Annotated in this window: 26 protein-coding genes, 1 tRNA gene and 2 pseudogenes; 16 read left to right on the top strand and 13 right to left on the bottom strand. The window is 57.2% G+C overall.

All coding sequences use genetic code 11. The features are described from left to right. Window positions 1-163: 163 nt before the first annotated feature. The 3 genes and pseudogenes from EC915_RS00565 to EC915_RS25515 all read left to right on the top strand — a co-directional run bounded on the left by EC915_RS00565 (window position 164) and on the right by EC915_RS25515 (window position 3,690). Window positions 164-1,609 (top strand): SulP family inorganic anion transporter, encoded by a 1,446-nt coding sequence (locus EC915_RS00565; RefSeq protein WP_133748584.1) that lies wholly within the window; start codon window positions 164-166, stop codon window positions 1,607-1,609. Between the two features lie 143 nt (window positions 1,610-1,752). Continuing rightward, a pseudogene (locus EC915_RS25520) lies at window positions 1,753-2,832 on the top strand (cache and HAMP domain-containing protein); the annotation flags it as partial. 120 nt (window positions 2,833-2,952) lie between these two features. Beyond that, window positions 2,953-3,690, top strand: a complete 738-nt coding sequence (locus EC915_RS25515) for a methyl-accepting chemotaxis protein (protein WP_372237845.1) — start codon at window positions 2,953-2,955, stop codon at window positions 3,688-3,690. A 175-nt stretch (window positions 3,691-3,865) separates the two neighbouring features. Here EC915_RS25515 and EC915_RS00555 read toward each other — a convergent pair whose 3' ends face one another. Continuing rightward, complete coding sequence (locus EC915_RS00555) at window positions 3,866-4,426, bottom strand: cysteine hydrolase family protein (RefSeq protein WP_133748582.1); 561 nt, start codon at window positions 4,424-4,426, stop codon at window positions 3,866-3,868. Window positions 4,427-4,692: 266 nt separating this feature from the next. On the opposite strand from EC915_RS00555, the gene EC915_RS00550 reads away from it, so the two are divergent. Next, window positions 4,693-4,782 (top strand) — tRNA-Ser (locus EC915_RS00550). 243 nt (window positions 4,783-5,025) lie between these two features. Then, window positions 5,026-5,430, top strand: coding sequence for a hypothetical protein (locus EC915_RS00545; RefSeq protein WP_133749383.1), 405 nt, complete (start codon window positions 5,026-5,028; stop codon window positions 5,428-5,430). Window positions 5,431-5,547: 117 nt separating this feature from the next. On the opposite strand, the gene EC915_RS00540 is transcribed toward EC915_RS00545, so the two are convergent. From EC915_RS00540 to EC915_RS00525, 4 genes and pseudogenes are all read right to left on the bottom strand, one after another. Then, the gene (locus tag EC915_RS00540; RefSeq protein WP_133748581.1) at window positions 5,548-6,000 is read right to left on the bottom strand and encodes a hypothetical protein; all 453 of its coding nucleotides are present in this window, start codon (window positions 5,998-6,000) and stop codon (window positions 5,548-5,550) included. Continuing rightward, complete coding sequence (locus tag EC915_RS00535; RefSeq protein WP_133748580.1) at window positions 5,978-6,373, bottom strand: polymorphic toxin type 44 domain-containing protein; 396 nt, start codon at window positions 6,371-6,373, stop codon at window positions 5,978-5,980. Before EC915_RS00535 ends, EC915_RS00540 begins: the two co-directional genes overlap by 23 nt. Further along, window positions 6,370-6,903, bottom strand: a pseudogene (locus EC915_RS00530) (Hcp family type VI secretion system effector). The gene EC915_RS00535 and the pseudogene EC915_RS00530 overlap by 4 nt, the downstream one beginning before the upstream one ends. Window positions 6,904-7,047: 144 nt before the next feature. Continuing rightward, the gene (locus EC915_RS00525; RefSeq protein WP_133748579.1) at window positions 7,048-7,617 is read right to left on the bottom strand and encodes a hypothetical protein; all 570 of its coding nucleotides are present in this window, start codon (window positions 7,615-7,617) and stop codon (window positions 7,048-7,050) included. Between the two features lie 510 nt (window positions 7,618-8,127). On the opposite strand from EC915_RS00525, the gene EC915_RS00520 reads away from it, so the two are divergent. Next, entirely contained in the window at window positions 8,128-8,619 is a 492-nt protein-coding gene (locus EC915_RS00520) for a hypothetical protein (protein WP_133748578.1), read from the top strand. Here the strand turns inward: EC915_RS00520 and EC915_RS25510 are convergent. Beyond that, the gene (locus EC915_RS25510; protein WP_372237826.1) at window positions 8,561-8,923 is read right to left on the bottom strand and encodes a DUF6538 domain-containing protein; all 363 of its coding nucleotides are present in this window, start codon (window positions 8,921-8,923) and stop codon (window positions 8,561-8,563) included. The two genes, EC915_RS00520 and EC915_RS25510, sit on opposite strands and share 59 nt — an antisense overlap. A gap of 258 nt (window positions 8,924-9,181) precedes the next feature. On the opposite strand from EC915_RS25510, the gene pseH reads away from it, so the two are divergent. The 9 genes from pseH (at window position 9,182) to EC915_RS00480 (ending at window position 16,824) form a co-directional block, all read left to right on the top strand. Beyond that, the gene (pseH, locus tag EC915_RS00515) at window positions 9,182-9,775 is read left to right on the top strand and encodes a UDP-4-amino-4,6-dideoxy-N-acetyl-beta-L-altrosamine N-acetyltransferase (RefSeq protein ID WP_133748577.1); all 594 of its coding nucleotides are present in this window, start codon (window positions 9,182-9,184) and stop codon (window positions 9,773-9,775) included. Between the two features lie 305 nt (window positions 9,776-10,080). Next, a complete protein-coding gene (locus tag EC915_RS00510; protein WP_133748576.1) occupies window positions 10,081-10,560 on the top strand; it encodes a helix-turn-helix domain-containing protein in 480 nt (159 codons plus the stop codon). A 65-nt stretch (window positions 10,561-10,625) separates the two neighbouring features. Continuing rightward, window positions 10,626-11,051, top strand: coding sequence for a DUF4124 domain-containing protein (locus tag EC915_RS24735; protein ID WP_166650890.1), 426 nt, complete (start codon window positions 10,626-10,628; stop codon window positions 11,049-11,051). Window positions 11,052-11,321: 270 nt separating this feature from the next. Then, window positions 11,322-11,720, top strand: a complete 399-nt coding sequence (locus EC915_RS00505; protein ID WP_133748575.1) for a nuclear transport factor 2 family protein — start codon at window positions 11,322-11,324, stop codon at window positions 11,718-11,720. A 198-nt stretch (window positions 11,721-11,918) separates the two neighbouring features. Beyond that, window positions 11,919-13,421: a cytosine permease gene (locus EC915_RS00500; RefSeq protein ID WP_133748574.1), complete on the top strand. Its 1,503-nt coding sequence runs from the start codon at window positions 11,919-11,921 to the stop codon at window positions 13,419-13,421. Window positions 13,422-13,606: 185 nt separating this feature from the next. Continuing rightward, the gene (locus EC915_RS00495) at window positions 13,607-13,900 is read left to right on the top strand and encodes a DUF6388 family protein (RefSeq protein WP_133748573.1); all 294 of its coding nucleotides are present in this window, start codon (window positions 13,607-13,609) and stop codon (window positions 13,898-13,900) included. A gap of 146 nt (window positions 13,901-14,046) precedes the next feature. Further along, on the top strand, window positions 14,047-14,736 hold the full coding sequence (locus EC915_RS00490; RefSeq protein ID WP_133748572.1) for a crotonase/enoyl-CoA hydratase family protein: 690 nt from the start codon (window positions 14,047-14,049) through the stop codon (window positions 14,734-14,736). A gap of 266 nt (window positions 14,737-15,002) precedes the next feature. Then, complete coding sequence (locus EC915_RS00485; RefSeq protein ID WP_133748571.1) at window positions 15,003-15,779, top strand: 1-acyl-sn-glycerol-3-phosphate acyltransferase; 777 nt, start codon at window positions 15,003-15,005, stop codon at window positions 15,777-15,779. 73 nt (window positions 15,780-15,852) lie between these two features. Further along, window positions 15,853-16,824, top strand: coding sequence for a magnesium and cobalt transport protein CorA (locus tag EC915_RS00480; RefSeq protein ID WP_133748570.1), 972 nt, complete (start codon window positions 15,853-15,855; stop codon window positions 16,822-16,824). A gap of 50 nt (window positions 16,825-16,874) precedes the next feature. Here EC915_RS00480 and EC915_RS00475 read toward each other — a convergent pair whose 3' ends face one another. Continuing rightward, window positions 16,875-17,597, bottom strand: coding sequence for an amidotransferase (locus EC915_RS00475; protein WP_133748569.1), 723 nt, complete (start codon window positions 17,595-17,597; stop codon window positions 16,875-16,877). A 706-nt stretch (window positions 17,598-18,303) separates the two neighbouring features. Here EC915_RS00475 and EC915_RS00470 point away from each other — a divergent pair. Beyond that, window positions 18,304-18,675, top strand: a complete 372-nt coding sequence (locus EC915_RS00470; RefSeq protein WP_133748568.1) for a rhodanese-like domain-containing protein — start codon at window positions 18,304-18,306, stop codon at window positions 18,673-18,675. Window positions 18,676-18,840: 165 nt separating this feature from the next. Here EC915_RS00470 and EC915_RS00465 read toward each other — a convergent pair whose 3' ends face one another. The 6 genes from EC915_RS00465 to EC915_RS00440 all read right to left on the bottom strand — a co-directional run bounded on the left by EC915_RS00465 (window position 18,841) and on the right by EC915_RS00440 (window position 25,887). Then, entirely contained in the window at window positions 18,841-19,668 is an 828-nt protein-coding gene (locus EC915_RS00465; protein ID WP_133748567.1) for a transglutaminase family protein, read from the bottom strand. Next, on the bottom strand, window positions 19,665-20,624 hold the full coding sequence (locus EC915_RS00460; RefSeq protein ID WP_133748566.1) for an alpha-E domain-containing protein: 960 nt from the start codon (window positions 20,622-20,624) through the stop codon (window positions 19,665-19,667). The genes EC915_RS00465 and EC915_RS00460 overlap by 4 nt, the downstream gene beginning before the upstream one ends. Window positions 20,625-20,636: 12 nt before the next feature. Beyond that, entirely contained in the window at window positions 20,637-22,046 is a 1,410-nt protein-coding gene (locus EC915_RS00455) for a circularly permuted type 2 ATP-grasp protein (protein WP_133748565.1), read from the bottom strand. A 562-nt stretch (window positions 22,047-22,608) separates the two neighbouring features. Then, window positions 22,609-22,947: a ribonuclease E inhibitor RraB gene (locus EC915_RS00450; RefSeq protein WP_133748564.1), complete on the bottom strand. Its 339-nt coding sequence runs from the start codon at window positions 22,945-22,947 to the stop codon at window positions 22,609-22,611. Between the two features lie 251 nt (window positions 22,948-23,198). Next, on the bottom strand, window positions 23,199-23,435 hold the full coding sequence (locus tag EC915_RS00445; protein ID WP_133748563.1) for a hypothetical protein: 237 nt from the start codon (window positions 23,433-23,435) through the stop codon (window positions 23,199-23,201). Between the two features lie 382 nt (window positions 23,436-23,817). Further along, a complete protein-coding gene (locus tag EC915_RS00440; RefSeq protein WP_133748562.1) occupies window positions 23,818-25,887 on the bottom strand; it encodes an LTA synthase family protein in 2,070 nt (689 codons plus the stop codon). Window positions 25,888-26,183 lie beyond the last annotated feature (296 nt).

Here is a 26,183-nt window from a genome sequence, read left to right as displayed (position 1 = left end):
GCAGGGCGTGGGCGCAAGCTTGCTCGCGAGCTGGCGTGAGTTGGCACCCCGGCAGCTTTGCGCCCTGCGGCCAAAAGCACACTCGCGAACGTCCTTGATATCGACCTCACGCCTTACATTCCGTAACATCTCCCCCTTTGCGTTCCCCTTTCTCAGGTACTCCATGAAACCCGCTCGTCTGCGCGCCGATGTCCTTGCCGGACTCACCACCTCTTTCGCCCTGGTGCCCGAGTGCATCGCCTTCGCCCTCGTTGCCCACCTCAATCCGCTGATGGGCCTGTATGGCGCGTTCATCATTTGTACCCTGACGGCACTGTTCGGCGGTCGGCCGGGTATGGTTTCCGGGGCGGCGGGATCGATGGCCGTGGTCATCGTTGCGCTGGTGGTGCAACACGGCGTGCAATACCTGCTGGCGACGGTACTGCTGGGCGGGCTGGTGATGATCGCGTTCGGCCTGTTGCGCCTGGGCAAGCTGGTGCGCATGGTGCCGTACCCGGTGATGCTCGGCTTCGTCAACGGGCTGGCCATTGTCATCGCCATGGCCCAGCTGGAACACTTCAAGCGTGGCGAAACCTGGCTGTCCGGCACGCCGCTGTTTCTGATGTTGGGCCTGGTCGCGCTGACCATGGCGGTGGTCTATCTGCTGCCACGCCTGACCCGTTCGGTACCACCCGCGCTGGTCGCCATCCTTGGGGTCGGTGCGCTGGTGTACTGCTTCGACCTGCCGACCCGCACCCTCGGTGACATGGCCCACATCGCCGGTGGCCTGCCGAGCGCCGCGCTGCCCGACGTGCCATGGAATCTGGACACGCTGCGCGTCATTGCCCCCTACGCTCTATTGATGGCCTTGGTCGGCCTGCTGGAAACGTTGCTGACCCTCAACCTCACGGACGAGATCACCGAAAGCCGCGGCTTTCCCGATCGCGAATGCGTGGCGCTGGGCATGGCGAACATTGCTTCGGGCGTGTGCGGCGGCATGGGTGGCTGCGCGATGATCGGCCAGACCGTGATCAACCTCAGTTCCGGCGGTCGCGGGCGTCTGTCGGGGACCGTGGCCGGCGTCATGATCCTGATGTTCGTGTTGTTTCTGTCGCCACTGATCGAGCGTATCCCGCTGGCGGCGCTGGTCGGGGTGATGTTCGTGGTGTCACAGCAGACCTTCGCCTGGGCTTCGCTGCGGGTCCTGCGCAAGGTGCCGTTCAACGACGTAGTGGCGATCATCGCAGTGACCGTGGTGACGGTACTCACCGACCTGGCGACTGCGGTGCTGTTCGGCATCCTTATCGCAGCCCTCAACTTTGCCTGGCAGCAGGCACGCGAGCTGTATGCGGACAGCCGTATCGCAGCCGACGGCAGCAAACTGTATCAACTGCACGGCACCTTGTTCTTCGCCTCGACCACACCCTTTCTCGACCAATTCGATTATCAGGCCGACCCCGAGCACGTGACGCTCGACTGCCAGCACCTGCGCTTGGTCGACTACTCGGCGATTGCCGCGCTGAAAACCCTGCGCGAGCGTTATCAAAAAGCTGGCAAGCGCCTGCGAGTGATTCATCTGTCCGAACGCTGCAAGAAGCTGCTCAAACGCGCTGGCGTGCAACACGCATAAGCTGTCGGCGGTCACGCAAGCTCCCTCTGAGGGAGCAAGTCCATGAGTGCTGACGTCAGGCTAATGGCCCATTTATTGCTCAAATCCTGCGAGCGGCACTGTTCCAGTGTGGTGGTGCGCTCGCATCTGTGGAGTTTTTTCCTATGCCTATCTGGCGAAAAAGTATTCAGTGGCAACTGACCCTGAGCATGGGTGCTGCGCTGGTGATCAGCAGCCTGATCGTCATCGGTATCTACGCCTTTGCGCTCAACAAACTCACCGATCGCTACCTGTTGCAGCAAGCCATGCCGGCCAGCGTCGAAGCGATCCGCAACGACCTCGAACGGCTGCTAGCCGCGCCGCTGACAGCCGCCGGCGACATTGCCGACAACACGCTGGTCTCCGACTGGCTGGTTAATGGCGAAGATCCGGCGCAACAGCCGTCCTTCATTCGGTATCTGGACAGAGTCAAGGAGCAGCACCATGCGCTGACCACCTTTATCGTGACCAAAGACAGCGGTCATTACATCACCAATAAAGGTGCGGACCGTACCCTGCAGCGTGGCCCGGCGGAGAACAACTGGTTCTACGGTTTTGTCGACAGCAATAAACAGCGTGCGCTGGACATCGACATCGATCCCACGACCAAAGAGCCGACGCTGTTCATTAACGAGCGCATCGAGCACAACGGCACCCTGGTTGGCGTGGCCGGCCTGGGCTTCAGCATGAGCGCGCTGTCGCAGATGGTCCGCGAGTTCCATTTCGGCAAGCATGGACAGGTGTACCTGGTCAGCCCAGATGGCAAGGTCAAGGTTCATCCGAATGCCGAGTTCAATGATCGCCAATCACTGACCGGACTGGTGGGCGACGCCACGGCTAGCGCGCTCTTGAGTCAGAGCGGTGACGGGCAAGCACTGGCGTTCGAGCGCAACGGTCAGGCGTATGTGGCTGTGGCCAAGCCGGTGGCGTCGTTGGGCTGGACACTGGTCAGCGAAGTACCGCTGGCTGAGGTCTATGGCCCGGCGAAAGAGGCGTTGGCCACCATCTCGGCGATCAGTCTGGCGGTGGTGCTGTGCTTCCTGGGCTTCGTGGCCTGGATCGCCCGGGGCATCGTACGGCCGATCCAGCAAGTGACCACGGCACTGGTGGACATCGGAGGTGGCCAGGGCGACCTGACGCGCCGTCTGGATGACAGCCGCGCCAATGAATTGGGTGATTTGGCGCGCGGCTTCAACCGCTTCATCGAGAGCCTGCGCGTGCTGATCGGTGATGCTCTCAAGACCAGCGAGCAATTGCGCCACAGCGTGGTGGATGTTGCGCGCGTCGTAGACAGCACGTCGAGCCGTGCGCTTGAGCAACAGCACATGACCGATATGGTCGCCACAGCCGTTCACGAGATGGGCCTCACGGTGCAGGAAATCGCCCGCAACGCCGGTGCAGCCGCCGACGTGTCGCGTAATACCCATCAGGAAGCGCTGTCAGCCAAAAAGGTTGTGGGCGAATCCATTGGCCACATTCAGAGCATGTCCGATAGCGTCGGCTCGGCAGCGGGCGCGGTGGAAAATCTTGCCGCGCAGATTTCCACCATCGACCAAGTGCTCAGCGTGATTCGCAGCATCTCCGAACAGACCAACCTGCTGGCCTTGAACGCCGCCATCGAAGCGGCGCGTGCCGGTGAGCTAGGACGCGGCTTTGCGGTGGTGGCCGATGAGGTGCGTACCCTGGCCGGTCGCACCCAGAGCGCCACCTCAGAGATCCAGCAAATGATGGGCGAGCTGAAAAGTGGTGCCGATCAGGCCGTGGCCTCGATGCGTGTCGGACAAGCCGCGACGGGCACCGGTGTGCAAGCCAGCCGTCGGACGGGCAATTCACTGGATGCAATTGCCAGACATGTCGAAGAACTCACCGATCGCAATCATCAGGTTGCTGCGGCCACTGAAGAACAGAGCACGGTGACCGAGGAGATCAACCGCAACGTACAGGGGATCGCCGATCTGGCGCAGTCCACCGTCAGCGACGTCAAAGCCTGCCGCGAAGACTGCCAGAAACTCTCGGAACAAGCCGAACACCTCGCGGCGCAGATGGCGCGGTTCAGGTTGTAAGGGCAGCAATAGCGCTTTTCCCCTGCAGGAATACTCAACCAGCGAATTCATTGGCGATACGGTTTACATCCGACCACCTGATAGCGAATGTTCGAACGCCTCGCCAATGAATGAATGGCTTCACGATTTGCGCACGGTCAGCAAGTCAGTGGACCCTCCTAGCCTGAGTGGCTGTTCATGTGACGGCCTGCAAAATCTCCTCAGTCGCCAGCACCTGCGCGTATTCCCCGTGCAGGTTGGCCAGGGACATCGCATGAATCTGCTCTGCGCTGCGCGGATGCCCGAAAAAGTCGGCGCCGTCGAAGGTGTAACAGGCATCGTGGGGGACGATGACTTCAAACCCCAGATTGCCACCCGTACGGGCCGTGGACTCGACCGAGTTGTTGGTGATCACGCCGACGATCACAAGCTGATTGATGCCGTCCGCCCGCAGCCAGCCTTCAAGCGCCGAGTGGCAAAAGGCGTCCGGGACCTGCTTGTGTAACTCCCCTTCCCCGTCCCATGGCAAAAACGCGGGTTGGAACTCGACTCCCGACTGCTTGGGCCAAAAAACCGAATCAGGCGAGCGAGAGAAATGCCGGACATGAATCACCGTGCGCCCGGTCTCACGCCAGGCATTGAGCAACGCGAGCATGCGCTGCTCAGCCTCGGGATTGTTACGCCGTCCCAGCTGTGGATGATTGATGCCCTGCTGCATATCAACGATTACCAGCGCAGCTTTGCCGTGTATGTGCATTTTGTATCTCTTAAGAAGCTTCAGGCCTGAGTGGCGCACGAACCTGAAGCAGGCTACGTCACCGCCGCTGTGCTGACCATCTTCGTTGCCTTGGGCGGCTTGACTTCAGCCGCTGATCGCCATGGTAAATGCCGGACTTTCCTTGCGCTGCTGACGCTCCACGCTTTTTGCTTAACCGCATGAAAATTCTCAAAAAAAGTTTTGCCTTCGTAAGCGCTTTCGACTACATTAGCGCGCCTCGACAGACTGAACATCTGAAGAGATACGGTGAAGTGTCCGAGTGGCTTAAGGAGCACGCCTGGAAAGTGTGTATACAGGAAACTGTATCGAGAGTTCGAATCTCTCCTTCACCGCCATATTAAGAAAACCCTGTGAATTCAGTTCCTTAGAGTTCACGGGGTTTTTTGTTTGTACTACTCATTTGTACTACTCACAGTGCTGCAAGTTCTCGCCGGTCAGCGCTTCCCCTCCTCCGATGGCTGGGGATGTGCATACATTCTCGACGCCCGCACACCCTTCTCCAAGCCCACCAGCTTCTCAGTCTGACTACTCGCCAACCCGTAGCACTTTCTGCACAGGACAAGCTTCTGTTGGTGTTCATGAAAGATCGGCACGACAACTTCATCGGCGAAGGCAAGCTGTGGTTCGACAATCAGACCGTCATCGTCAGCGCGCGTGGCTGTAGCCTCACAGCGGCGAAAGCCTTCATTGCGAAGCTTCGTCAGCATGGTTACCTGACCGTCGAAAAGCGCCGTATTCATGGCTGTGCATTCTCCAACTCGATGACGATCACCTGCGACCTTATTCTGGTGCCCGTGTCGCCGCTGGAGGCGATTCGTAAGCCGGTAACTATCACGCCAGAACCAGGACGCGAACGTGTACCTGAGTACGCCCCAGTCGCGTTGCCACGGTTGACTGAAACGGCACCAACGTCGGCACCGGGTGTAGTGGTATACAACGAAGACTTTGATGATCAGCCGGAATGGATGAGAGACGTAGCCTAAATTCGACCACGCCATGGTCGGAAATCGTCTATCCGGCGTAGTCGGAATTCGCCCAGTAGTAAGACCGACATTCAATAAGACAGATGTAGAAAGACAAAAGCATTAGAGGGTTTGCACTCAGCGTCGCTCATCTTGCTGGTTCAAGCTGACGCGGTAACTTTTAAATTTTTCGCCGTCGGTGTACTGCTTGCTGTAATAATTGTAAACAGCGCCTTTTACATCAATACCCACTCCATTCTGAGTATCGCGAATTACGACATCTTGCACATTACTGTCCGTAATCATAAAAGAAGACTGCTTGTTTAGCTGCTTTAAAATCTCCTGATCGGTTCCTTGAATCTGATTGTCGATATAGAATCTCAGAGTATCCAAATCAGTAGCAGGTGCACCGTAGCGAGTTACGTATACCCACGCCCCGCCCTTAACCTCCTGCTTAATAGCAAGCTCATCAGCATCTGCAATGCCACCGACCACCGAATCAAGAAAGTAATCAATAACCAAAAGACCTAACAGGCACCAGAACAGAATCTTGTACACATTACGCGACTTAGTATCCTTTTGACTTTGCATATTCAATACCTTGTTCTATCCAATATTGGTCAGTAGGATCATCGCCATACGGCGCACGCCAGTACCACTTCCCCCAATCCACCTTGGTGCTCTGCGTGCCTGAACGCTTCTGAGCAAACCCCGCAGCCCTCAGCAGAATCTGATCAGGCAGCTGACCAGCTCTGCCCACGGCGCCGTAGTGAAAATTGCCGAAATCTTCCCACGCATGATTCTGCTGCTTATAGTCCCGTGGACCATGATTACGTACTTTGTAATAAAACCAACTCATGAATGCACCGATAGCGGGGTCCTTCTTCCACTGATCGTTCGCAAATTTCATATGTACATCGACACTAACGCCGGGAGGTATCGCTTCTGGCATTTCATAGTTCATGGCTTGCTCTCTTCCAAACGCGCACAGGACCAGGCGTAAATTTTATTGCTGATGGCATCCCAGCCGCCCGCAATTTGCCCTGCGCTTTGCCCAGTCTTCCGACTTTGTTTGGAGTAGATTAATTTGATGCGGCCATAATTTAACGCAATCAGCTCACTCGGAAACGCATTAGACTGATCGCCATTGCCCGTTAAAGCGAAAGAGCTAACTATAACTTCCTCAAGCACTATCTAAAGGTATTTAACTTTCGGATCGCCAGCCCTAAATATATGAACCGACACCTGCTTAAAATGCTTGCCACTACAGCAAGCCTCATGAAGTTTGGGCGTAGCGTTATCTACAGGCTTGCGGACAAGTAAATCACTTAAGTAAGCGCGACCAGAAGTTGCACCGCCAGCGGACGTAGCTGTAGCGGACGCTGTCTGACTGGCCGAGAGGTCGAAATCTTGTAGCTCAATCCAGTTTTCGTAACCTTCGGAGAGCGTTTCTCCGGGGATACCTTCGATGTGTAGGTAGGCTTCAAATGACATACTTAATTCCTTTTAAGGTTTTCGCAAGGGTGAGAATGATACTAAGATTCCCGCGCTGACGGTACAGTGAGGTCGTTTTCCCTGTTTTCCAATTCCCATGCTGCCTGCTCGCGCTACATTCGACGGCGATTGCATTGAGGTCTCTCACCCAAGCTTCCGGTTTCGTCTGGCAATGCTATCGGGGTGCTGTACATAGGCCCGGCCATTCGGTGTCAGCCCAATGGCAAAACCGTCCCAGCGGTTTCCTACGGGCTCAATTAGTTTCCACGACACAAGGCCGTCTAGGGCTGCGTGAACAGCGATAGGCGTCAGGTTCAAATGAAGACGTACGTCTCGCTCTTCTGGTGAGCGCTCGTTATCCCAAAATCCCGCCACGGTCATGACAACATCATGCTCGACGTTGCTGAGTCGTGGTCGTGGAGGATTACGCAACACCTCCAGTTCGTCGAACGCCCTGCTGTATAAAGCGGCGTAGTACCCCACCGACGCCATCAGGAACAGGCAAAGGACAAGAGGGCCGATTACGAGCCCTGCCGGCATGGGGATATCGCTAAGCAGCCAAAACCAAAGCCCTTTGAATCCGCTCCAAATCTTCGACAGTAAAGATGTATCGAAAAACCATTCGGCGGATTTCTCGACCACGATTGTTCCGACCGCCGCGCCTAGCCCCAGCTTCGACCACCAGCGGGCTTTTCCCTTGGCGACTCCAGACATTGACTCACTCCATCTATTCATTATCGATGCATGGTATCAGAGCAATACTCATCGATTTTGTAGAGGTGTCTGTGTGATAGGTGTGAAACACAGCGCACCACCTCGAAGGCTAGCTCGCCTTAAAGCGAAAATAAGTCCTGACGGCTCTGCTGGCCGTGCTGGCGGTGTGGCGATTACTGAGGTTTGGTCACACGTTCCGCCAGGAACAGAAACGACAAAGCCCGCAATGCGGGCTCTGATGACATGCATAACGACTAGACTTTCAGTTCACGCTTGACACGGTAGATAGTGGCAACACTGCATCCAGCGATGCTTAGCTACATGGTCTGCACTCAAGGTAGAGTGCACAGCCCGGCTGTAGCCCATTACCACTTTTCCAACCCTCGGACATTCCCGCCGTAAACAGGGTTTTGATCCTATTTAAAGGGATTAAATCGAATTACCTGCACACGTTGTCCCAAGACGTGAAGCCCCACCATAATGATGACTACCATCTGAAAGAAACGCCCTGTGGACTTTCAATCAATTCCATCAATGCTCGCACTGGCCGTCTCCTTATTCGCCCTATGGCGTACAGAACGCGTGCAAAACAGGTCGAGGGCAAACGAACTCTACCTACTATGGCAAAACCTCTTACTCAAAGCCGAGGCTGCACGTTCAGAGTGGTACAAGTTGGATCGGGAAACCGATACGTTGGCCCATCGTCTATCCCTTTACTACGACTTGAATCCTGAGCTTCGAGAGATCACTTCTAACTTCCTGCGAGATCGGCAAGAGTTCTTTCGCCAATGTATTGCTGACGCATCTGATTTTGCTGAGCATGCACGTATGAATCGTGAGCGCTATGCCGAGAAGGAATGTCGGGATCGACTTACTGCGGTTGAAGTCAGCCTCGAAAAGCTGAGGCGCAATCAGGGCGAAGCGGAACGTAGATTTAACCAGCTCATGGAAACGGCAGCAGCTCATAATGGAACGGGTGTGGCATGGCAAGGTCGAGTTTGAACGGTTGGCAGCGGTTATAGACTGTTGCGTGCGTGGCGCTGATAGTGCCTTGGTTGGGCCTCGCTGCTAAAAACTTTCCAAGGAGGCACGCATAACCGATAGCACGGGTGGGAGCGCGGCAGGTACGAATTTCTGCCTGCCAGCGAACAAGGATTGGCATCCTCAAAGCCATGGCCTCACAGCGAGAACCTGTCTTCAAGGACTGCGACAGAATCTTGCGTCCCCCAAACGCTTTTAGCACTGCCTCGGGTATGGCCCGGCGGACGTGCCAAGTACCACCTTCTAGCTGCAAATTACCAGCCATTCCTTGCGCCCTCGAAACGTCAATTGTACGCAACGATTGTACGTAAAATCGGGATTAGGGCGGTAAATACGGGGATCAACGGCTTGGAGGAGCGTTGAGTTCGAATCTCTCCTTCACCGCCAAATTCGATGTAAACGAACCCCCGGATCTCCTTGAGAATCCGGGGGTTTTTCGTTTCCGGGCTCAAACCACGCCGTGAACACACCGCTGGCATCGGGTTATCATCTGCCAGAATCCCCCATGCAAGGAAGTCATGTCATGCGGTTCGTCCCCCTTACCGAAGCTTCCCCGGCCATTCAGTCAGCAGTGCGCGCGCTCCGCAACCAGGAGGACGTGCGCAAATTCATGTACACCTCCCACGAAATCAGCCCTCAGGAACATGAGGCCTGGATAAGTTCGCTGGCGGGCAATCCCCGGCAGTCGATTTTCGTGGCGATGTTCGACTCAGAGCTCGCCGGCGTTGTGTCGCTGAGCGCCATCAACGCCACCCAGAAGACCGCTGACTGGGCGTTCTACCTCGACGCCCGGCAACAAGGCAAAGGCCTGGGCGGCAGGGTGGAATTCTGGCTGCTTGACCATGCGTTTAATGAAGCGGGACTGGAGAAGCTCAATTGCGAAGTGCTTGAAACCAATCCGGCGGTGGTCAAGATGCACCAGAAGTTTGGCTTCAGCATTGAAGGCGTTCGGCGGAAAAACGTCATTAAGGATGGAGTACGTGTAGATGTCGTACTGCTTGGCATCACTCGGGAAGAATGGCTCGAACGACGACCGCTCATTGAGCCGGCGATAATACGCGCCAGCGTTCTCAGTTCCGGCATGAGTCGTGCGTCGAACATCCGGACGGGTGGGTAGGCGATCGCCTGGGTCCAGGAAAGCGCCCATCCGATAGTGCCAAATGAATAATTATTAATTTTAAAACCATTCGGCAAGATTGATTTATTCCACTCATACCTGCTTCTTTGCATTTATCTGACACAGGCCATCGGAAACCTGCCCATACAGTCAAATGAACAGCTACTGTCTACCCGTTGCCAAGTCATTCGATGTGGCAACTCCGTACGAGGCTCGTTTTACAGTGGATCACCCAGCCCGTATTCCAGCCCCCATTGCGCGTCCGGTTCAGAAAACGAGGTCGCGAATTCCGCAGGAGTAGGTTGATGAATGGTATTGGCAAACGCCTGAAGCAAGAAAGAAAACGCTTGAAGCTTACCCAAAGTGCCCTCGGTGCCATAGGAGGGGTCGAGGCTAACGCTCAAGGTCATTATGAAAGCGGGCAGCGCTTGCCCCGAGCAGACTATTTACATCGAGTGGCAGCGGTCGGTGTGGATATCGGTCACGTGGTAACAGGTATCGACGCGAGCAAACGAATGGAAATGCCCGCACTGCCGTCGATGGCCCAGCTGGAGGATGATCACGACAGCGCCGAGAGCGTGGTGAAGATCATCGGCCAGTTGCGTCAGAGTCTTTGGGTCACTGCCAACGCGCTGTGCGAAGTCACGCGCTTGATCGACTCCAAGGAACAGCAGAACAACGCTGACCATGTAGAAGACCATCTGCGAGTCCTCCAGGGCGATGCCGATCTGTTCGTGGCGCTGGCCTTGGCGAAGGTGCAGAAAGCCAGCCACGAAACCCATTGAATCCGTCGTTCACCGCTGACAGCCCCCCTGCTGATGGTAGCCTTGCACCATTAAGGGAGGGTTTCATGAAAGGGTGTCTGATCGCGTTAGCGGTGTTTGCGGCAGGTTTGGTCAATACGGCCAGTGCCGAGGCCTTCAGGTGCATCGGTCGCGATGGCAAGGTCGGCTTCGCGGCCACGCCCTGCCCCGATTACATTGGGCAGGCAATGCTACAGCGTCCGGGACAGCCACGTCTTTCCAGCGATTGGGAAGAGCGGGACTATCCCCATCGACCGAATAAGAACGCCACCGATATTCTGCAGATCAGTCGGCGTCAAAAGATCATTATCACCAATGAAAAAGACATCTGCGACCACCTGCAGAGCCTCCGCCCTGCTCCCCCCGGCGTGTCATCCCGATGCGTCGCGCCACATTATGACAGTGCATGCTTCGCCCTCTGGAGGCAGGGTCCACCAGCCGGTAAAGGGCAGCCTGTTCCAGTCGGGTTCTAATACGCGCTGAATGCCTCAGCCATGGAGACGTCGCAGGCTACGACGGCAGCGAAAGCGGTGTAACAGAACAGGCAAAATGAACATCACTGCTCACCACCCTCGCCAGCAAGCCACAGTAAACAGCCAGATGCGTACAGTTCCAGCTCGCTGCAACGCCTTGCCGTTACTTGCGAAATTCCTGAACTAAGTATTTACCGGCAACGATGTTACCGATTGCGAGAGCTGCTTAAAGTCGTGCCCCATCGCCAGAATCACCACAACGAGACGGCCATGACTCCCACTCCACACTTCAAAGAACATGTCCTGCAAGCCGCCAATGAACTGGTTGCTGCATTCGCCAGCAACGATACCGACACCTATTTCGCAGCTTTCAGCGAAGACGCCACTTTCCTGTTTTACACCCTGCCCACTGCGCTGCTATCGCGCGCAGCCTATCGTGAAGTGTGGACCGAGTGGCAGGCAGACGGTTTTGCAGTGCTCGACTGCCAGTCAAGTAACGTCCATATAACCCTCCAGGGGGAGGTCGCGGTGTTCATGCATGACGTCGCAACACGCGTGCGTTTCGGCACCGAAGAGAATCAGTTCCGCGAGCGTGAAACCATCGTCTTTCGCAATGCAGGTGGCCGATGGCTGGCCTGTCACGAACATTTGTCGGCGCAGCCTGTGTAAAACATCGCGCTCCCGGCCGAGCGAGCCTTTAGAGCCCGCCGCCGAACCGCTTCACTTACAACAACTGAAACGTCAAACACTTCCGGTCGGCCTATCGACCACTGCCAACGCCACGGCCGGACTTGCTCCGGCCGAACAATACAGGCCCGCGCTCCGATGCAGGCCTCATAACAACACGACAGCGCGCAGGAAACTCTCATGTCACATCCCGCTACCCGTATCGAAAGTTTCGGTGTCGAACAGATTCCAGACGATCAACGCGATGCCTCACCCCTTGACCTGTTTCGCCTGACATTCGGCGGCGCCAACACGTTTGCCACCGCGGTGCTCGGCAGCTTTCCGGTGCTGTTCGGGCTGTCGTTCCAGGCGGGCGTCTGGTCGATCCTGCTGGGTATCCTGCTGGGCTCGATCATTCTCGCGCCGATGGGGCTGTTCGGCGCACTCAACGGCACCAACAATGCAGTCTCTTCCGGCGCGCATTTCGGCGTTCATGGTCGGATCGTCGGCTCGTTCCTTTCCCTGTTGACCGCCGTGGCATTCTTTTCGCTGTCGGTATGGAGTTCGGGTGACGCCCTGATCGGTGGGGCCAAACGCATGGTCGGCCTGCCGGAAAACGACCTGACCCTGGCGCTGGCCTACGGCGTGTTTGCGGTACTGGTCCTTGCCGTGTGCATCTACGGCTTTCGTTTCATGCTGTGGGTCAACAAGATAGCGGTGTTTGCCTCCAGCCTGCTGTTCCTGTTGGGCATCTTCGCGTTCAGCGGCAGTTTCGATGCCGGTTTTGCCGGGACGCTCAATCAGGGCAGTGAAGGTTTTTGGGCAGCGTTCATCGGCGCTGCGTTACTGGCGATGAGCAACCCGGTTTCGTTCGGTGCGTTTTTGGGTGACTGGTCACGCTACATCCCGCGCCAGACCTCGAAAAAACGCATCATGGCCTCGGTGTTTCTCGCGCAGGTCTGCACGCTGATTCCCTTCCTCTTCGGCTTGTGTACCGCCACGATCGTCGCGACCCAGGCACCGCAGTACATCACTGACAACAACTATGTAGGAGGTTTGCTGGCAGTGTCGCCGGGCTGGTTCTTCCTGCCGGTCTGCCTGATCGCGATCATCGGGGGCATGTCCACCGGCACCACGTCGCTGTACGGTACCGGCCTGGATATGTCGAGCATGTTCCCGCGCTTTCTCAACCGTGCGCAGGCGACCATCCTGATCGGCCTGGCAGCGATTGCCTTCATCTTCATCGGCCGTTTCGCCTTCAATCTGGTGCAGAGCGTGTCGACTTTCGCAGTTCTGATCGTCACCTGCACCTCGCCATGGATCGTGATCATGGTGCTGGGCCTGATCATCCGCCGTGGTTTTTACCACCCAGCGGACTTGCAGGTGTTCACCCGTGGCCAAAGTGGCGGCCATTACTGGTTCGAGCACGGCTGGAACTGGCGCGGTCTGGGCGCCTGGATTCCGAGCGCGGCCGTGGGCCTGTGCTTCGTCAATCTGCCTGGCCAGTTCGTCGGGCCGCTGGGAAATCTGGCGGGCGGGATCGACATCAGCCTGCCAATCACTCTGGGGCTGGCAGCGCTGCTGTACATCACGCTGCTGCGCACATTCCCTGAGCCAGTCGGGGTTTATGGTGATCACGGCCCGCACCCCTTGTTGGGCCAAAGCGCTCATCGCAACCTCAAGAAACCGATGGTCATTGGTTGATCAAGCTTGCGTTATAAGGAAGGGCTCGCCGCAGGTGGGCCCTTTTCATTTGCGCAAGCGATCCGTTCAGCGCGACGGACGGACCCTCTGCGTCTGGCATGAGCGGCATACATCCCGCACAATCGAGCCTCACGTAACGTTCCCTCATACACATGTCAGCTCGAGCCACAGGAGATCTACCTCACATGAATAAAGAAGAATGGATCGAAGCTGCCCTGCCGAAGTACATCGTGACCAACCCGACGTTGCAGGAAGAGATTCAGGACCTCAGCCCTAAAGATCAGCAGGACCAGACCCGCTGGGCATTCGAAGATGAAGCCGACGCGCTGAGTATTGAAACCTGGGAGCTGGCCTTAAGGTTCAGCGGCAGATCCGAAGAGGAAATCAAGTCCTTGCGCATGGCCGTCCACAAGGAAGCCGCCGAGGCGCTGGACATGGATTGGGAAGAATACTGCGAACTCAACGCGGTCATGGAATAACACCCGCCCCGCCTCCTTTCGGGCCGCGCCCTTTACTGCCCTGCACGTGGCCCGAAACCTTGACCCATCGGTCACCCTTTGTGCTTTACCTGGCCCCTTGGGGTGGGTAACGTCTGCGCCCTCTCAAAACAATAAGGACTTGTCCCATGAGTGATTTGGTCGCGTATCAGCTGGACGATGGCGTCGCCACGCTGACGCTGAGCAATGGCAAGGTCAACGCCATCAGCAACGATGTGGTCGCAGCCTTTAATGCCGCGCTGGATCAGGCCGAAAAAGACCGAGCGGTGGTGATCATCACCGGTCAACCGGGCATTCTTTCTGGCGGCTACGACCTGAAAATCATGACCTCCGGTCCCCAGGCTGCGATGGACCTGGTCGCGGCAGGCTCCACGCTGGCGCGGCGCATGCTGGCGCACCCCTTCCCCATCGTCGTTGCGTGCGGCGGTCACGCCGTGGCCAAAGGTGCATTCCTGCTGCTGTCGGCGGACTACCGCATCGGTGTGGATGGCCCATTCAGCATTGGTCTGAATGAAGTACAGATCGGCATGACCATGCACAATGCCGGCATCGAACTGGCCCGTGATCGCCTGAGCAAGAGCGCGTTTGGCCGCTCGGTGATCAATGGCCAGATGTACGATCCCAAGAGTGCACTGCAAGCCGGCTTCCTCGACAAGATCGTGCCCCCGGACGAACTTGCCGACGCAGCCCGCACCGTGGCCCTGCAATTGAAGAAGATCAACATGAAGGCGCACGCGCAGACCAAGCTCAAAGTGCGCAAAGCATTTCTGGAAACGCTGGACAAGGCCATCGAACTGGATCGGCAGCATCAATTTTAATTGTCTTCCAGGCTGTCTGTGTTCTGACAGCTCAGCGTAAAGCGGTGGGAGTCAGCTTGCTCGCGAATGCAATCGTTCAATCGGTATTGAGTTCACTGCCGTCAGGTCTTTGCCAGCAAGCTCGCTCCTACAGAACCACTCTTTGGGTCAGCCCTCTACTCTGAAATATTCGCTTAAACTCGCTAATGCCGTCTGTCTGTGTCGTATTTGCCGATTTGAGTGCACATCCGTACACTGCGCGACCTTTCGTTACCAGAGTGGTCTGCATGCTGTTTGTCATTCGTATGTTGCTGATGGGGCTTCATTTCGTGGTTGCCGGAGTGCTGGGACTTTTGCTCGGCATCTGTCGACCGTTCAACCCGGACAACAGCCGTTTGTGCGCGCGACTTTATGCATTGCCCGCCATGTGGATCCTGCGGTTGCGCGTGGAGGCCGAGATGGGCGAGCACTTCAACAGCACGCGCCCCTGCGTGATCATTGCCAACCATCAGTCAAACTACGACTTGTTCATCTTGGGCAACATCGTGCCACCGCGTACGGTCTGCATCGGCAAGAAGAGCCTGAAATGGGTACCCTTTTTCGGTCAGCTGTTCTGGCTGGCGGGGAACATATTGATCGACCGTGGCAATCCACTACGGGCTCGCCGCGCGATTCGACAAACCACAGAGACGCTGCAACGCAAGGACACCTCGATCTGGGTCTTTCCCGAAGGCACGCGCAATCTGGGCGAAGGCTTGCTACCGTTCAAACGCGGGGCTTTCCAGATGGCCATCGAGGCTGGCGTGCCAATCGTGCCAGTGTGCGTGAGCACCTATGTCCGCGACATGCAGCTGAGTATCTGGAACAGTGGCCAACTCATGATCCGCTCACTGCCGGCCATCTCCACCACCGGCATGACCAGCAGCGACATTCCCGAGCTCATTGCCCTCTGCCATGAACAGATGCAAGGCTGCATCGAGCAGATGGACAGCCAATTGCACGCTGCGACAGCGTCAGGTCAAACCACACCTGAACAACTCGCACAAAACCCTCGAACTCGTTGAGTTGCACCCACTCTGAAGAGAACACCGCGCCACGCTGCGCGTCAGTCCCTCCTGACAGAAGAAGCACACCATCATGGGTCGAGTTGTCGCCGCTGCCGTTTACAGTGCCGGGAAGAAAGTTGCCGATATCACGCTTGACGAAGGCGCTGCCTGGGCCGCAAAGCCAGGACACTTCGTCTGGATAGGCCTGGAACAGCCCAGCGCTGAGGAACTGGCCTCGCTGCAGAAGCAGTTCGGATTGCATGAGCTGGCAATTGAAGATGCCCAGGAAACTCACAGCCGTCCCAAGCTCGAAACATTCGGCGACGCCCTGTTCATCGTGACCTACGCACCGGTCCGAGAGAACGGCAAGCTGGTGTTCATCGAAACGCATATCTTCGCCGGCAACGGCTACGTCATCACGTCGCGCAACGGGCATTCAAAGTCCTATGGGCTTGTCCGTCAGCGCTGCGAAGCGCGTCCCTTGCTGCTGGAGCACGGTGAAGATTTCGTGCTCTACGCCTTGCTGGATTTCGTCACCGAAAACTACCAGCCTGTTACCGAGGCCATTCACGGCGAGCTTGAAGAGCTGGAACACAACGTTCTAAGGAAGGACCTCAATGAAGCCGACATCCACCGCATTCATAGCCTGCGCCGCGATTTGCTGCGCCTGCGCCGTTACGTAGCGCCGATGGTGGAAATCGGTGAAGAGTTGCAGAAGCTCAGCTTTCCCTTCATCGACAAAAACATGCGCCCTTACTTCCGTGATGTGGAAATCCACGTGAAGCGACAGATGGAAGACCTGGCGAACCTGCGCGACATCGCCAGCCAGACGATCGAGATCAGCCTGCTGCTGGAGTCTTCGCGCCAGAGCCTGACCCAACGCAAATTCGCTGCGTGGGCCGCGATTCTGGCGTTCCCTACAGCCATTGCCGGGATCTACGGGATGAACTTCCAGAACATGCCGGAGCTGAGCTGGCACTACGGCTACTATGCCGTGCTGGGGGTGATTCTGAGTGGATGCGGGATTCTGTTCGCCAGCTTTAAGCGCTCGGGATGGCTCTGAGCAGACCTGACCTGCAGGCACGCGGGCCATCGCGCCCCTAAGGGGTTGCCTCAGGCCACCTGCGGCCTGTTGGCGACAAAGCGCATCATCCACTCGGCCACTGCGGTGCCGTGGTGATCCTCTTCCAGGCTGGCAATGCCTTTGCTGTAGACCTGCTCTCCCAACGAGTCCTGACGAATATCGAGCAAGGTACGCGAGTAATCATGGATAAACTCGGGGTGGCCCTGGAAGCACAGCACCTGATCGTTGATGTGATAGGCGGCAAACTGACAGAACTCGCTGGACGCAATCACCGTGGCACCCTCAGGCAAGGCGGTAACCTGATCCTGGTGACTGATCAGTAGCTTCAGTGTGTCCACCGCCGGGGTCATCCACGGTTTTGCGGGAGCGAGGTTGTAGTGGTGAACGCCCACACCCCATCCCTGTGCAGCTCGCTCGGTTTTACCGCCAAGCAACAGCGCCAGTAACTGGTGACCAAAGCAGACGCCCAGCAGTTTGTCGCCTCGCTCATAGCGTGCCAGCAGGTAGGTCTTCAGGGTTGCAATCCAAGGGTCGGTGCCAAAAGAGTCGGCCTTGGAGCCTGTGATCAGGTAAGCATCGAAACGCTCGTCGTCGGGCGGGTAGTCGCCCTGCATCACGTTGTGGACCACGAATTCGGCCGGAATCGGCTGGCGGGAGAACAGCGATTCGAACATCCGGCCATAACCTGTGTATTGATCAACCAGTTCCGGGCGAAGCACGTCGGTTTCCAGAATGCAGATGCGTAACGACATAAAAATACCTGAAGCGAAAAGGCGAAAATGCACACGCCCAAGCCTGCCTTGAAGCCCTTGGCAAGGCAAGGGGCGCGTTTGCCCGGCAGTGTCGGGATGTCTGAACTGCCTCCTATCGCTATAAAGTCGTCCGCGCCAGCCCCTACGATTCCGCCCGTTCGCCATTGGACCCCTCTGCATGACAGCGGATGCATTGCTCCGCTATCGACAGCCCTAGATGTTTATAAAGACGTAGCCTTGGGTAGGCACTTGCTCACTCGGACGAACGGTCAGGGGCTGTTGAATGCGCAAAGATTGGGGCTGAACGTGTCTAGCAGGCGATTATCTGGCGCCATCGCATTGGCTTATGACTGTTGTTCCTAACAAAACCGGCTTGCTCATATCAAACCGATCTAAGACACCGCTCAACTGGCCTCTAAGGTTAAGTCTTATCGCGACTCCTGCTCTCGGGTTTTGACCCCTGCCAGCCGCCGCTTCCTTTTTCAGGAAGCAGTCAGTTTTTGTTGCTCAGGAATAACAAGAAAAGGCCATACGCTATGTTCAAACAGTCGAAAGTACGCCAAGCCGGTTTGATCGTCTTCGCTACCACCCTCCTGCTGATATTACCGAACCTGTCCCGTCTGTTTGGTTGATTCAGTCTTGCGCGCTTGCCTCGCGGCATATTTGTGCCAACCTCTTCTCCATCAGGAAGTAAGGAGTTGAGCGCATGCATCGGTGGTTGGCAGTCCTCACGCTGGGTTGGGGTGTCGTTGCGCAGGCAGGACCGGTAGAACAGGCTGAGGCCGTGGCTGCCATCAGGGATGGCAAGCTTGCAATAGACGTTCGCAGCCAAAGTGAATATGAAGCCGGTACGGTACTCAATGCCGTGCGCGTCGATGACAGGCGCCTGGTGCCGCAACTTAAGCAGGTGATGACCGACCGGAATCTGGTGATGGTGGTGTTCAGCTCAAGTGATAGCCGCGCCGGTAGTGCGCAGGACAAGCTGATCAAGGCGGGCTACAACAGCATCATTAACGGCGGCACCTACGACGAGTTGCACAATGCACTGTACGAGATTAGCGATGATCCCGCGGAGTGATGGCTGAGGGCAATGCGACGGGCATGTCGACCTGCACAGAGCAGTAAAGGATGTGCAGGACCCTGCGCTGCTGCCGAAAGCGGCGAGCCATTCGCGGGCGGTTTGCCTGACCGCCTGTTGATCCCACCGCCCTCTGCCGCAGGGGATCACCATCAAAGGCAGAATCTACGACTGGCGCTGCACTTGCACTTGAGTCACGGGCCTCGCCACGGGCGCCGATGGCATCACTACGACCTTGGCATGCATGTGCTCGCAGCCTCCTCCACGTCGCATGCCACGCACCGGGCAGGCATCGAGATAATCAAGCCCCACCGCCAGTTTCAAATGACGTTCGGGGATCGACAGTTGATTGGTCACGTCGAAGCTGTACCAGGCGTCGTCGATCCACGCCTCGGCCCAGGCATGACTGGCCAGATGCTCGCTGCTGTCGCTGTACAGGTAACCCGACACGTACCGCGCCGGCACGCCGATACTGCGGGCGCAGGCCAGAAATGCATGGGTGTGGTCCTGGCAGACCCCTGCCCCATTGGCGAAAGCCTGAGCAGCGCTGGTATCGACAGCGGTCGAACCCGGCGTGTAAACGATGCGCTGATTCAATGCCTGCATCAGGTCGATCAATGCATGGCGATCGGCGCGTTTCTTCGTCTGTCCAGCCGCGAAAGCTCGGATCGCCTCGTCAGCTTCGGTCAGGCGCGTAAAACGCAGAAACGGTAGCGACGATTGGGACTCATGTTCCGCCTCGCGCTTTTCATCGATTTCCACCTGGCCGCGAGCACCAATGACGATGGCCTCGTGGGGCTCGTCCAGCGTCAACACGTGCAGGATATTCCCGAACGGATCGACCTGTGCGCGCACCGGGCGTGGCAGCGATAACTGCCAGCTGAGCACCTGCTGGCGCTCGCTGTCATGGGGTGTCAGACGCAAATACTGGATGCTGGCGCGGACCTGATCGTCGTAGTGATAGGTGGTCTCGTGGCTAATTGAGAGTCTCATGCAGCCTCCAGGTAAGAAGTGTGAATGACGTTACCCAACTGGGCCAGAAACGGAATGAATTCGTTCAACCACTCATGCAGCCCTTCGGCGAGGATTTCGTCGATGCCGGTGTAGCGCAGGCGCGCGTCGAGTTCGGCGGCCAGTCGCTGCGCCGGACGTCCGTTAGCGCCAGGCAGACTGGCCAGAATCATGTCCAGCTCTTCAAGACAGGCCCGTAGCGAGCGCGGAATATCGGCGCGCAACAGCAGCAGCTCAGCGACCTGACGCGCGCCCGGCGCATCGCGATAGACCTCGGTGTACGCCTCGAACGACGACAGCGCGCGCAGCAAGGCGCTCCATTGGTAGTAACCGGCTGCCGAACTGTCCGCTGCCGCGTTGGCTGAAGGCCCGCGTAATTCCAGCATTTCGTAACGCGCATCGAGCATCCGCAGGGTATTGTCGGCACGTTCGATGAAGGTCCCCAGACGAATGAAACGGAAAGCATCGTTGCGCATGATGGTGCCGTAGGTCGCGCCACGGAACAGGTGTGAGCGCTCCTTGACCCACTCGCAGAAGCGGCTCATGCCGTAGCGGCCGAGGCCCTGTTCGGCGATGCCGCGAATTTCCAGATACGTGGCGTTGATGTTCTCCCACATGTCCGCCGTGATGCGCCCACGCACCGCATGGGCACTGGCCCGGGCAGCGGCCAGACAGCTGAAAATGCTGGTCGGATTGGCATCGTCCAGAGCGAAGAAATGCAGCAAACGCTCAGCGTGCAGCTCACCATGGCGTTCCACATAATCGTCCAGGGTTCCGGTAATCAGCAGGGGCATGGCGATTTCATTGAGGCCATCCCCGCGTCCGTCCTGCGGCATCAGTGACAGCGAGTAACTGACGTCCAGCATCCGCGCGAGGTTTTCCGCCCGCTCCAGGTACCGCGACATCCAATATAAATCCGAGGCAGTTCTACTTAGCATTGGCAGGCATCCTTAATCCTCGACCACCCAGGTGTCCTTGGTTCCGCCGCCCTGAGACGAGTTGACCACCAGCGATCCTTCGCGCAGTGCGACGCGGGTCAGGCCGCCGGGAACCACGCGGGTTTCGCGCCCAGACAAAACGAACGGGCGCAGGTCGATGTGCCGTGGGGCAATGCCGTTCTCGACGAAGGTCGGACAGGTCGACAGGGACAAGGTGGGCTGAGCGATGTACGCATGTGGCTTGGCTTTCAAGCGAGCACGAAAAGTCTCGATTTCAGCCGCAGTCGCGGCCGGGCCGACCAGCATGCCGTAGCCGCCGCAGCCTTGGGTTTCCTTGACCACCAGATCGCTGAGGTTAGCCAGAACGTGAGACAGCTCCTCTGGCTTGCGGCATTGCCAGGTCGGTACGTTCTTCAGGATCGGCTCCTCGTCGAGGTAGAAGCGGATCATGTCGGTCACAAACGGATATACGGATTTGTCGTCGGCGACACCCGTACCAATGGCATTGGCCAGCACCACGTTACCCAAGCGATAGGCTGCGAGAAGTCCCGGCACGCCCAGCATCGATTCGGGGTTGAACGCCAGGGGATCAAGGAAAGCGTCATCGAGACGACGATAAATCACATCCACCGCTTTGGGGCCATCGGTGGTGCGCATGAACACCCGATCGTCGCGCACGAACAGATCAGCGCCTTCAACCAGCTCGACCCCCATTTCCCTGGCCAGAAACGCGTGTTCGAAGAATGCACTGTTGAAGCGACCGGGCGTGAGTACCACGACGCTGGGGTTGTCCAGCGGGCTGGAGCATTTCAGGGTATCGAGCAACAGATTCGGGTAATGGTCGACCGGCGCAATCCGTTGCGCAGCGAACAGTTCCGGGAACAGGCGCATCATCATCTTGCGGTCTTCAAGCATGTAGCTGACGCCGCTAGGGGTGCGAAGATTGTCCTCAAGGACGTAATAGGTTCCATCGCCGTCGCGCACCAGATCGACCCCGGAAATGTGCGAGTACAGATCCCGATGAAGCGTCAGGCCCTGCATGGCCAACTGGTATTGTTCGTTGGCCAGCACCTGCTCGGCAGGGATGATCCCGGCCTTGATGATGCGCTGGTCGTGATAAAGGTCGGCTAGAAACATGTTCAGCGCCTTGACGCGCTGGATGCAGCCACGCTCGACCACGCGCCACTCACTGGCCGGGATGCTGCGCGGAATCGTATCGAAAGGGATCAGACGCTCAGTCCCCTGCTCGTCACCGTACAGCGTGAAGGTGATCCCGGCACGATGAAACAGCAGATCGGCCTCACGCCGACGCTGAGCCAGCAACTCAGGTGGCGCGTCGCCCAACCAGCGGGCGAATCCCCTGTAGTGCGGGCGCACAGCCCCTCCCGCCTCGTACATCTCATCATAAAAGGTGCGGATCATGCCGTACTCCTTGTCACCCTGGACGCAAGGACCTTCGCAAGGCCCGTGCCATCGGCATACCTCTTGAGAATCAACGGGTTAATCAGATACCCCGGAAGCTTCGCACCAGTGCAGTGCAGGAAGCACCCAGTCAATTCGTCTACGCTTCATACAGAAGCGCTGAGTATCGTTAAATCTATCAACGGCATAGTCAGCGTTGATTTCCCGACTGACCCTCACTCACACATAATCGATCCATCGACACAGAAATCTCGCTGCAAACTTTCGGAGCGAACTTGATGTGTCACCGGACTTCTTCTCGAAATTCCCTTTGGGCCGCTCAAATGAAGCGGCCTTTTTTTGCCCTGTCTTTTATTTCAGGCGTTCAAGCATTCGCGAATTTGATGAACGAAGCAGGTCAATGTGCAAGTGGGTCCGCTCAGGGAAGTCTCATACATGCTCGTATGCTCGGCTTTAATCATCGTAAAGGGGCATGGGTGAGCAAGTCGCCCTCGCAAGCTCAGCCGCGCAATACCAGAGAGGACATCTGTATCCGATGCTGCCGCGCCGGGTTGCATGAGGATTAATGAAGCCGCTTGATCTCCTGCTTCACTCCCCAACCTTCGACCTCGCCATCGAACCCCAGAATCGCGGATTGGAAATCGTGTTCGAAGTCACCAATGCCGTCGTAGGTGGCGTACATCAGTTTGCTCAGTTGCAGGTGCCATGCGCCGTCCTCGCGGGCATTGATTTGGGTATTGAGAGATTCACCGCGAAATTTCCCCGCGGCCTGGCGCGCCCGTTCCTCGTCCGGGAAGACTGCGTAGAATTCGATGGGATGGATACGTGCGAAGTCAAAACCGCCTTCTTTCATGCGGCGCAGTACGTAAGTGCTGATGTCTTCTTGATAGGCCGTGCTCATGAAACGTCCTCCTATGCAACGATAGATAGAGTTTCAACTATCCCGAAACAGCCTCTCGCCCAGAGGAGTGAAACGACAGGTCATCTGCCGCCCGGGACTCAAGCATGTCGCTGACAAGGTCGGTGCTGCTATTACAAATCAGGCATCTACGCGAATAGGATTCGGATGGATGCGTCACCGCCTTGGCTTGGAGATTACCTCCATTAATGGCACGTTGCCAATTAGCAAATAGCGGTGATCGCAGGTGATTTTCAGGGAGCCTGAACAATGGAAATAATCTGCACTGCATTCTGTTCCTTGAGTGTCTTGACCGTAGGCTCCTGTGTCCGGCCTTCCAGATCATTGAGATCAAGGTCTTCGGTGACAGGAAACAAGACGTGACGCAGGCGCTGTGCGGCCTCCTCATCGCTGGGACGATGATCGGATTCAAGATTGTGGGTCTGCTGCACACCATCTTTATCCTGAAACGAAATAGTCCAGACTTTCATCAATGTCTCCTCAGTCAGGCCACACGCGGGCCTACCGAAATCGGACTGTGCTTTTTCGTCATTCGTTCAACGTTTTTGTCGTGAGGCAAAGGTTGTTTGCGAGCAAAAAAAGAGGCCCCGAAGGCCTGATGCCAGTCAGTTGAGCTGACTGGCATTTTTATGTCTGATCGGATATTTGGGTGATTTGACCCCGGTGGCCCGAGGATAAATGCGCTCCTTACGCCGATGTGGTTGTGGGTCAGTTCCAGGGCCAGAGCCAGACGCATAAAAAAATCCGATGCCAGTAAAAGCATCGGATTTTGATTTCTTGCTGCCAAGGTCAAGCGGTAGGCTTAACTGATCGGCATTACCCCGAAGGGCCTCTTATCATTTACCGGACGCCTTACGGCTTGGCGTCCTTGACTCCCGCAGTATTGTCCAAAAGGCTCTTGGTTGCGGTTTGCAGGAAGCTGTCGAGCTTCTTGCGCAATTGGGCTGTGTCCGCAGCGTTCGGCATAACTTCAGCGTGGGGTTTGGTGCCCAGCTCGTAGCTGTAGACCTTAGGCTCCATCTCCTTTGGCTCGATCAGGATGCGATTGCCGGTGACCAGTGCAACGGTCTGTTCGCTGCCCGAAGGCTTGATCACGCCAAAGCCCAAGTCTCCCGCGGGCAGGTTCAGCAAGTCGCGACCCCAGCACTGATGCACGGTGTCACCGCCCAGACGCCCCATGATGGTCGGCACGATGTCGATCTGCGTGCCGACGATACTGCTGCGTTTGCCGAACTTATCCTGCAGGCCAGGCGCAATCATCAGCATCGGCACGTTGAAACGGCCCAGGTCCATTTCCGTGATTTGCTCGTTGTTACCGAAGCCGTGGTCACCGACCACCACGAACAGTGTGTCCTTGTAATACGGCTCCTTCTTGGCCTTTTCGAAGAACTGGCCCAATGCCCAGTCGGAATAGCGCATCGCCGTCAGGTGCTCGTCCAGCGTGCCGTGGCCGGTTACGCGTTCTACCGGAAGATTGGCCGGCAGCGCGTACGGCGTGTGGTTGGACAAGGTCTGGAGCAAGGCATAGAACGGCTTGCCCTTGCCTTCCCGGGCTTTGAGTTCTTGGGCGCCGCGGTCGAACATGTCCTGGTCGGAGACACCCCAGGTCGGGTCGGAGAATACCGGGTTAACGAAGTCGTTACGGCCGATGAAATTGGTCATGCCCTGGTTGCTGAAGAAACCGGACTGGTTGTCCCAGGCGAAGTCGCCGTTATAGACATACACGTCGTCGTACTTGCGCGCACTCAACAACTGCGGCAGGCCGGACAGCTTATGGCTGCCCTCTGGGGTCTGCATCAGGTATTCGAAACCGGGCAGGTTCGGGAAGCAGGCCATGGTGGCGAACATACCCTGATGGGTGTGCGTGCCGTTGGAGAAGAAGTGGTCGAACAACAGGCCCTCTTCCGACAGCTTGTCGAAGTACGGGGTGATGTTTGACTCATCGCCCAGCGCGCCGACCGAGTGACCGGCGAAGCTCTCCATCAGGATCACGACGACGTTTTTGATCGGCAGGGTGTTGCTCTCAGGCGGCGTGAACTCGCGGCGCACGGCTGCGGTAGTCGGATCAACCAGCTTTTCGTTGGCAGTCAACAGCATGTCACGCACGGTCTGCTGCGCTTCGGGCTGCGGCAGGGTGGCCTTCCAGATGTTGTCACGGTCTTCGGACAGCCGGCTCTTGGCAGCAGCGATGAGCGTCAACGTGCCATTGAGGCCCAGGGTATTGGCAAAGTTTGATTCAGTGGTGTACGCATCACCCCAACGCAGCGGCGGGCCCTGACGCAAGGTGCCACGCGCAGCAATGACTGCCACCGCCAGACACAGCACGAACACAGCGATACGGGTGTACCAGGGCGCGATGGCACGATTGCTGGCACTGCCGACGTTGAAACCGCCACGGGGACGGGTCAAACGATCGATACCCTTGAAGACCAGACTCAGCACCCAGGTAAGCAGTGCCCACGCCAGCAGGTAACGCACTACAGGGTAGCCGTACCAGATCATGCTCAATACGGTTTTCGGATCTTCCTTGACGTACTGGAAGACCAGGCCGTTCAGGCGCTGGTGAAATTCCCGGTAGAAATCCATTTCCATCAGACCGAAGAACGTGGTCAGGCTGGCGACCAACGTCAACCAGACCCGAAATACGCCGCGAGCGGCCATCAACCGGGCGCTAAACAATGCCAGCAGCAACGGAATCAGGATGTACACCACCAGGCGCAAGTCAAAACGCAGACCGTTGCCCAATGCCTCGATGAACGTTGAGGCCGGCGTCGCGCCGATCCCTTCACGGTTGTAAACCAGCAGCGCCACGCGCAGCAGGGTGTACAGAACCATCAGTGCCAGTCCGCTCAGCAGCGTATACGCCAGATGCGATTTGACGGTGGGTTGCGGCGCGCGCGCCGGGGCGTCCGGTTTGGCCATGTGTTGTGGAGTCCGTTGGATTCAGGGTTAAGTTCGAAAAGCGTGTGCGACCGCTCACGTCGAAACGACAGTGCGGGCGCGGGTGGCAAATATTACGTGATCGCCGGGTGTTTACCACCAAGGCGGCTCATTCTTCATGAGCACCCGGACTGATGATGCGAAGCCTGCCCTGAAGGCAAGCCTGAAACGATGCGGATTTTCCCGAAAAAGCAGTGAAAATTCCGTTGTTTGGTAAGCGTATGGCAAACCCGTCTTGACCAGATGACTTTGGGGCGCTGCGATAAAGGGTTGCATAT

Source organism: Pseudomonas sp. LP_7_YM (assembly GCF_004364435.1).
Classification (GTDB): domain Bacteria; phylum Pseudomonadota; class Gammaproteobacteria; order Pseudomonadales; family Pseudomonadaceae; genus Aquipseudomonas.
The sequence above is the reverse complement of the archived record's forward strand: the minus strand, read 5'-3'. Positions and strand labels throughout refer to the sequence as shown.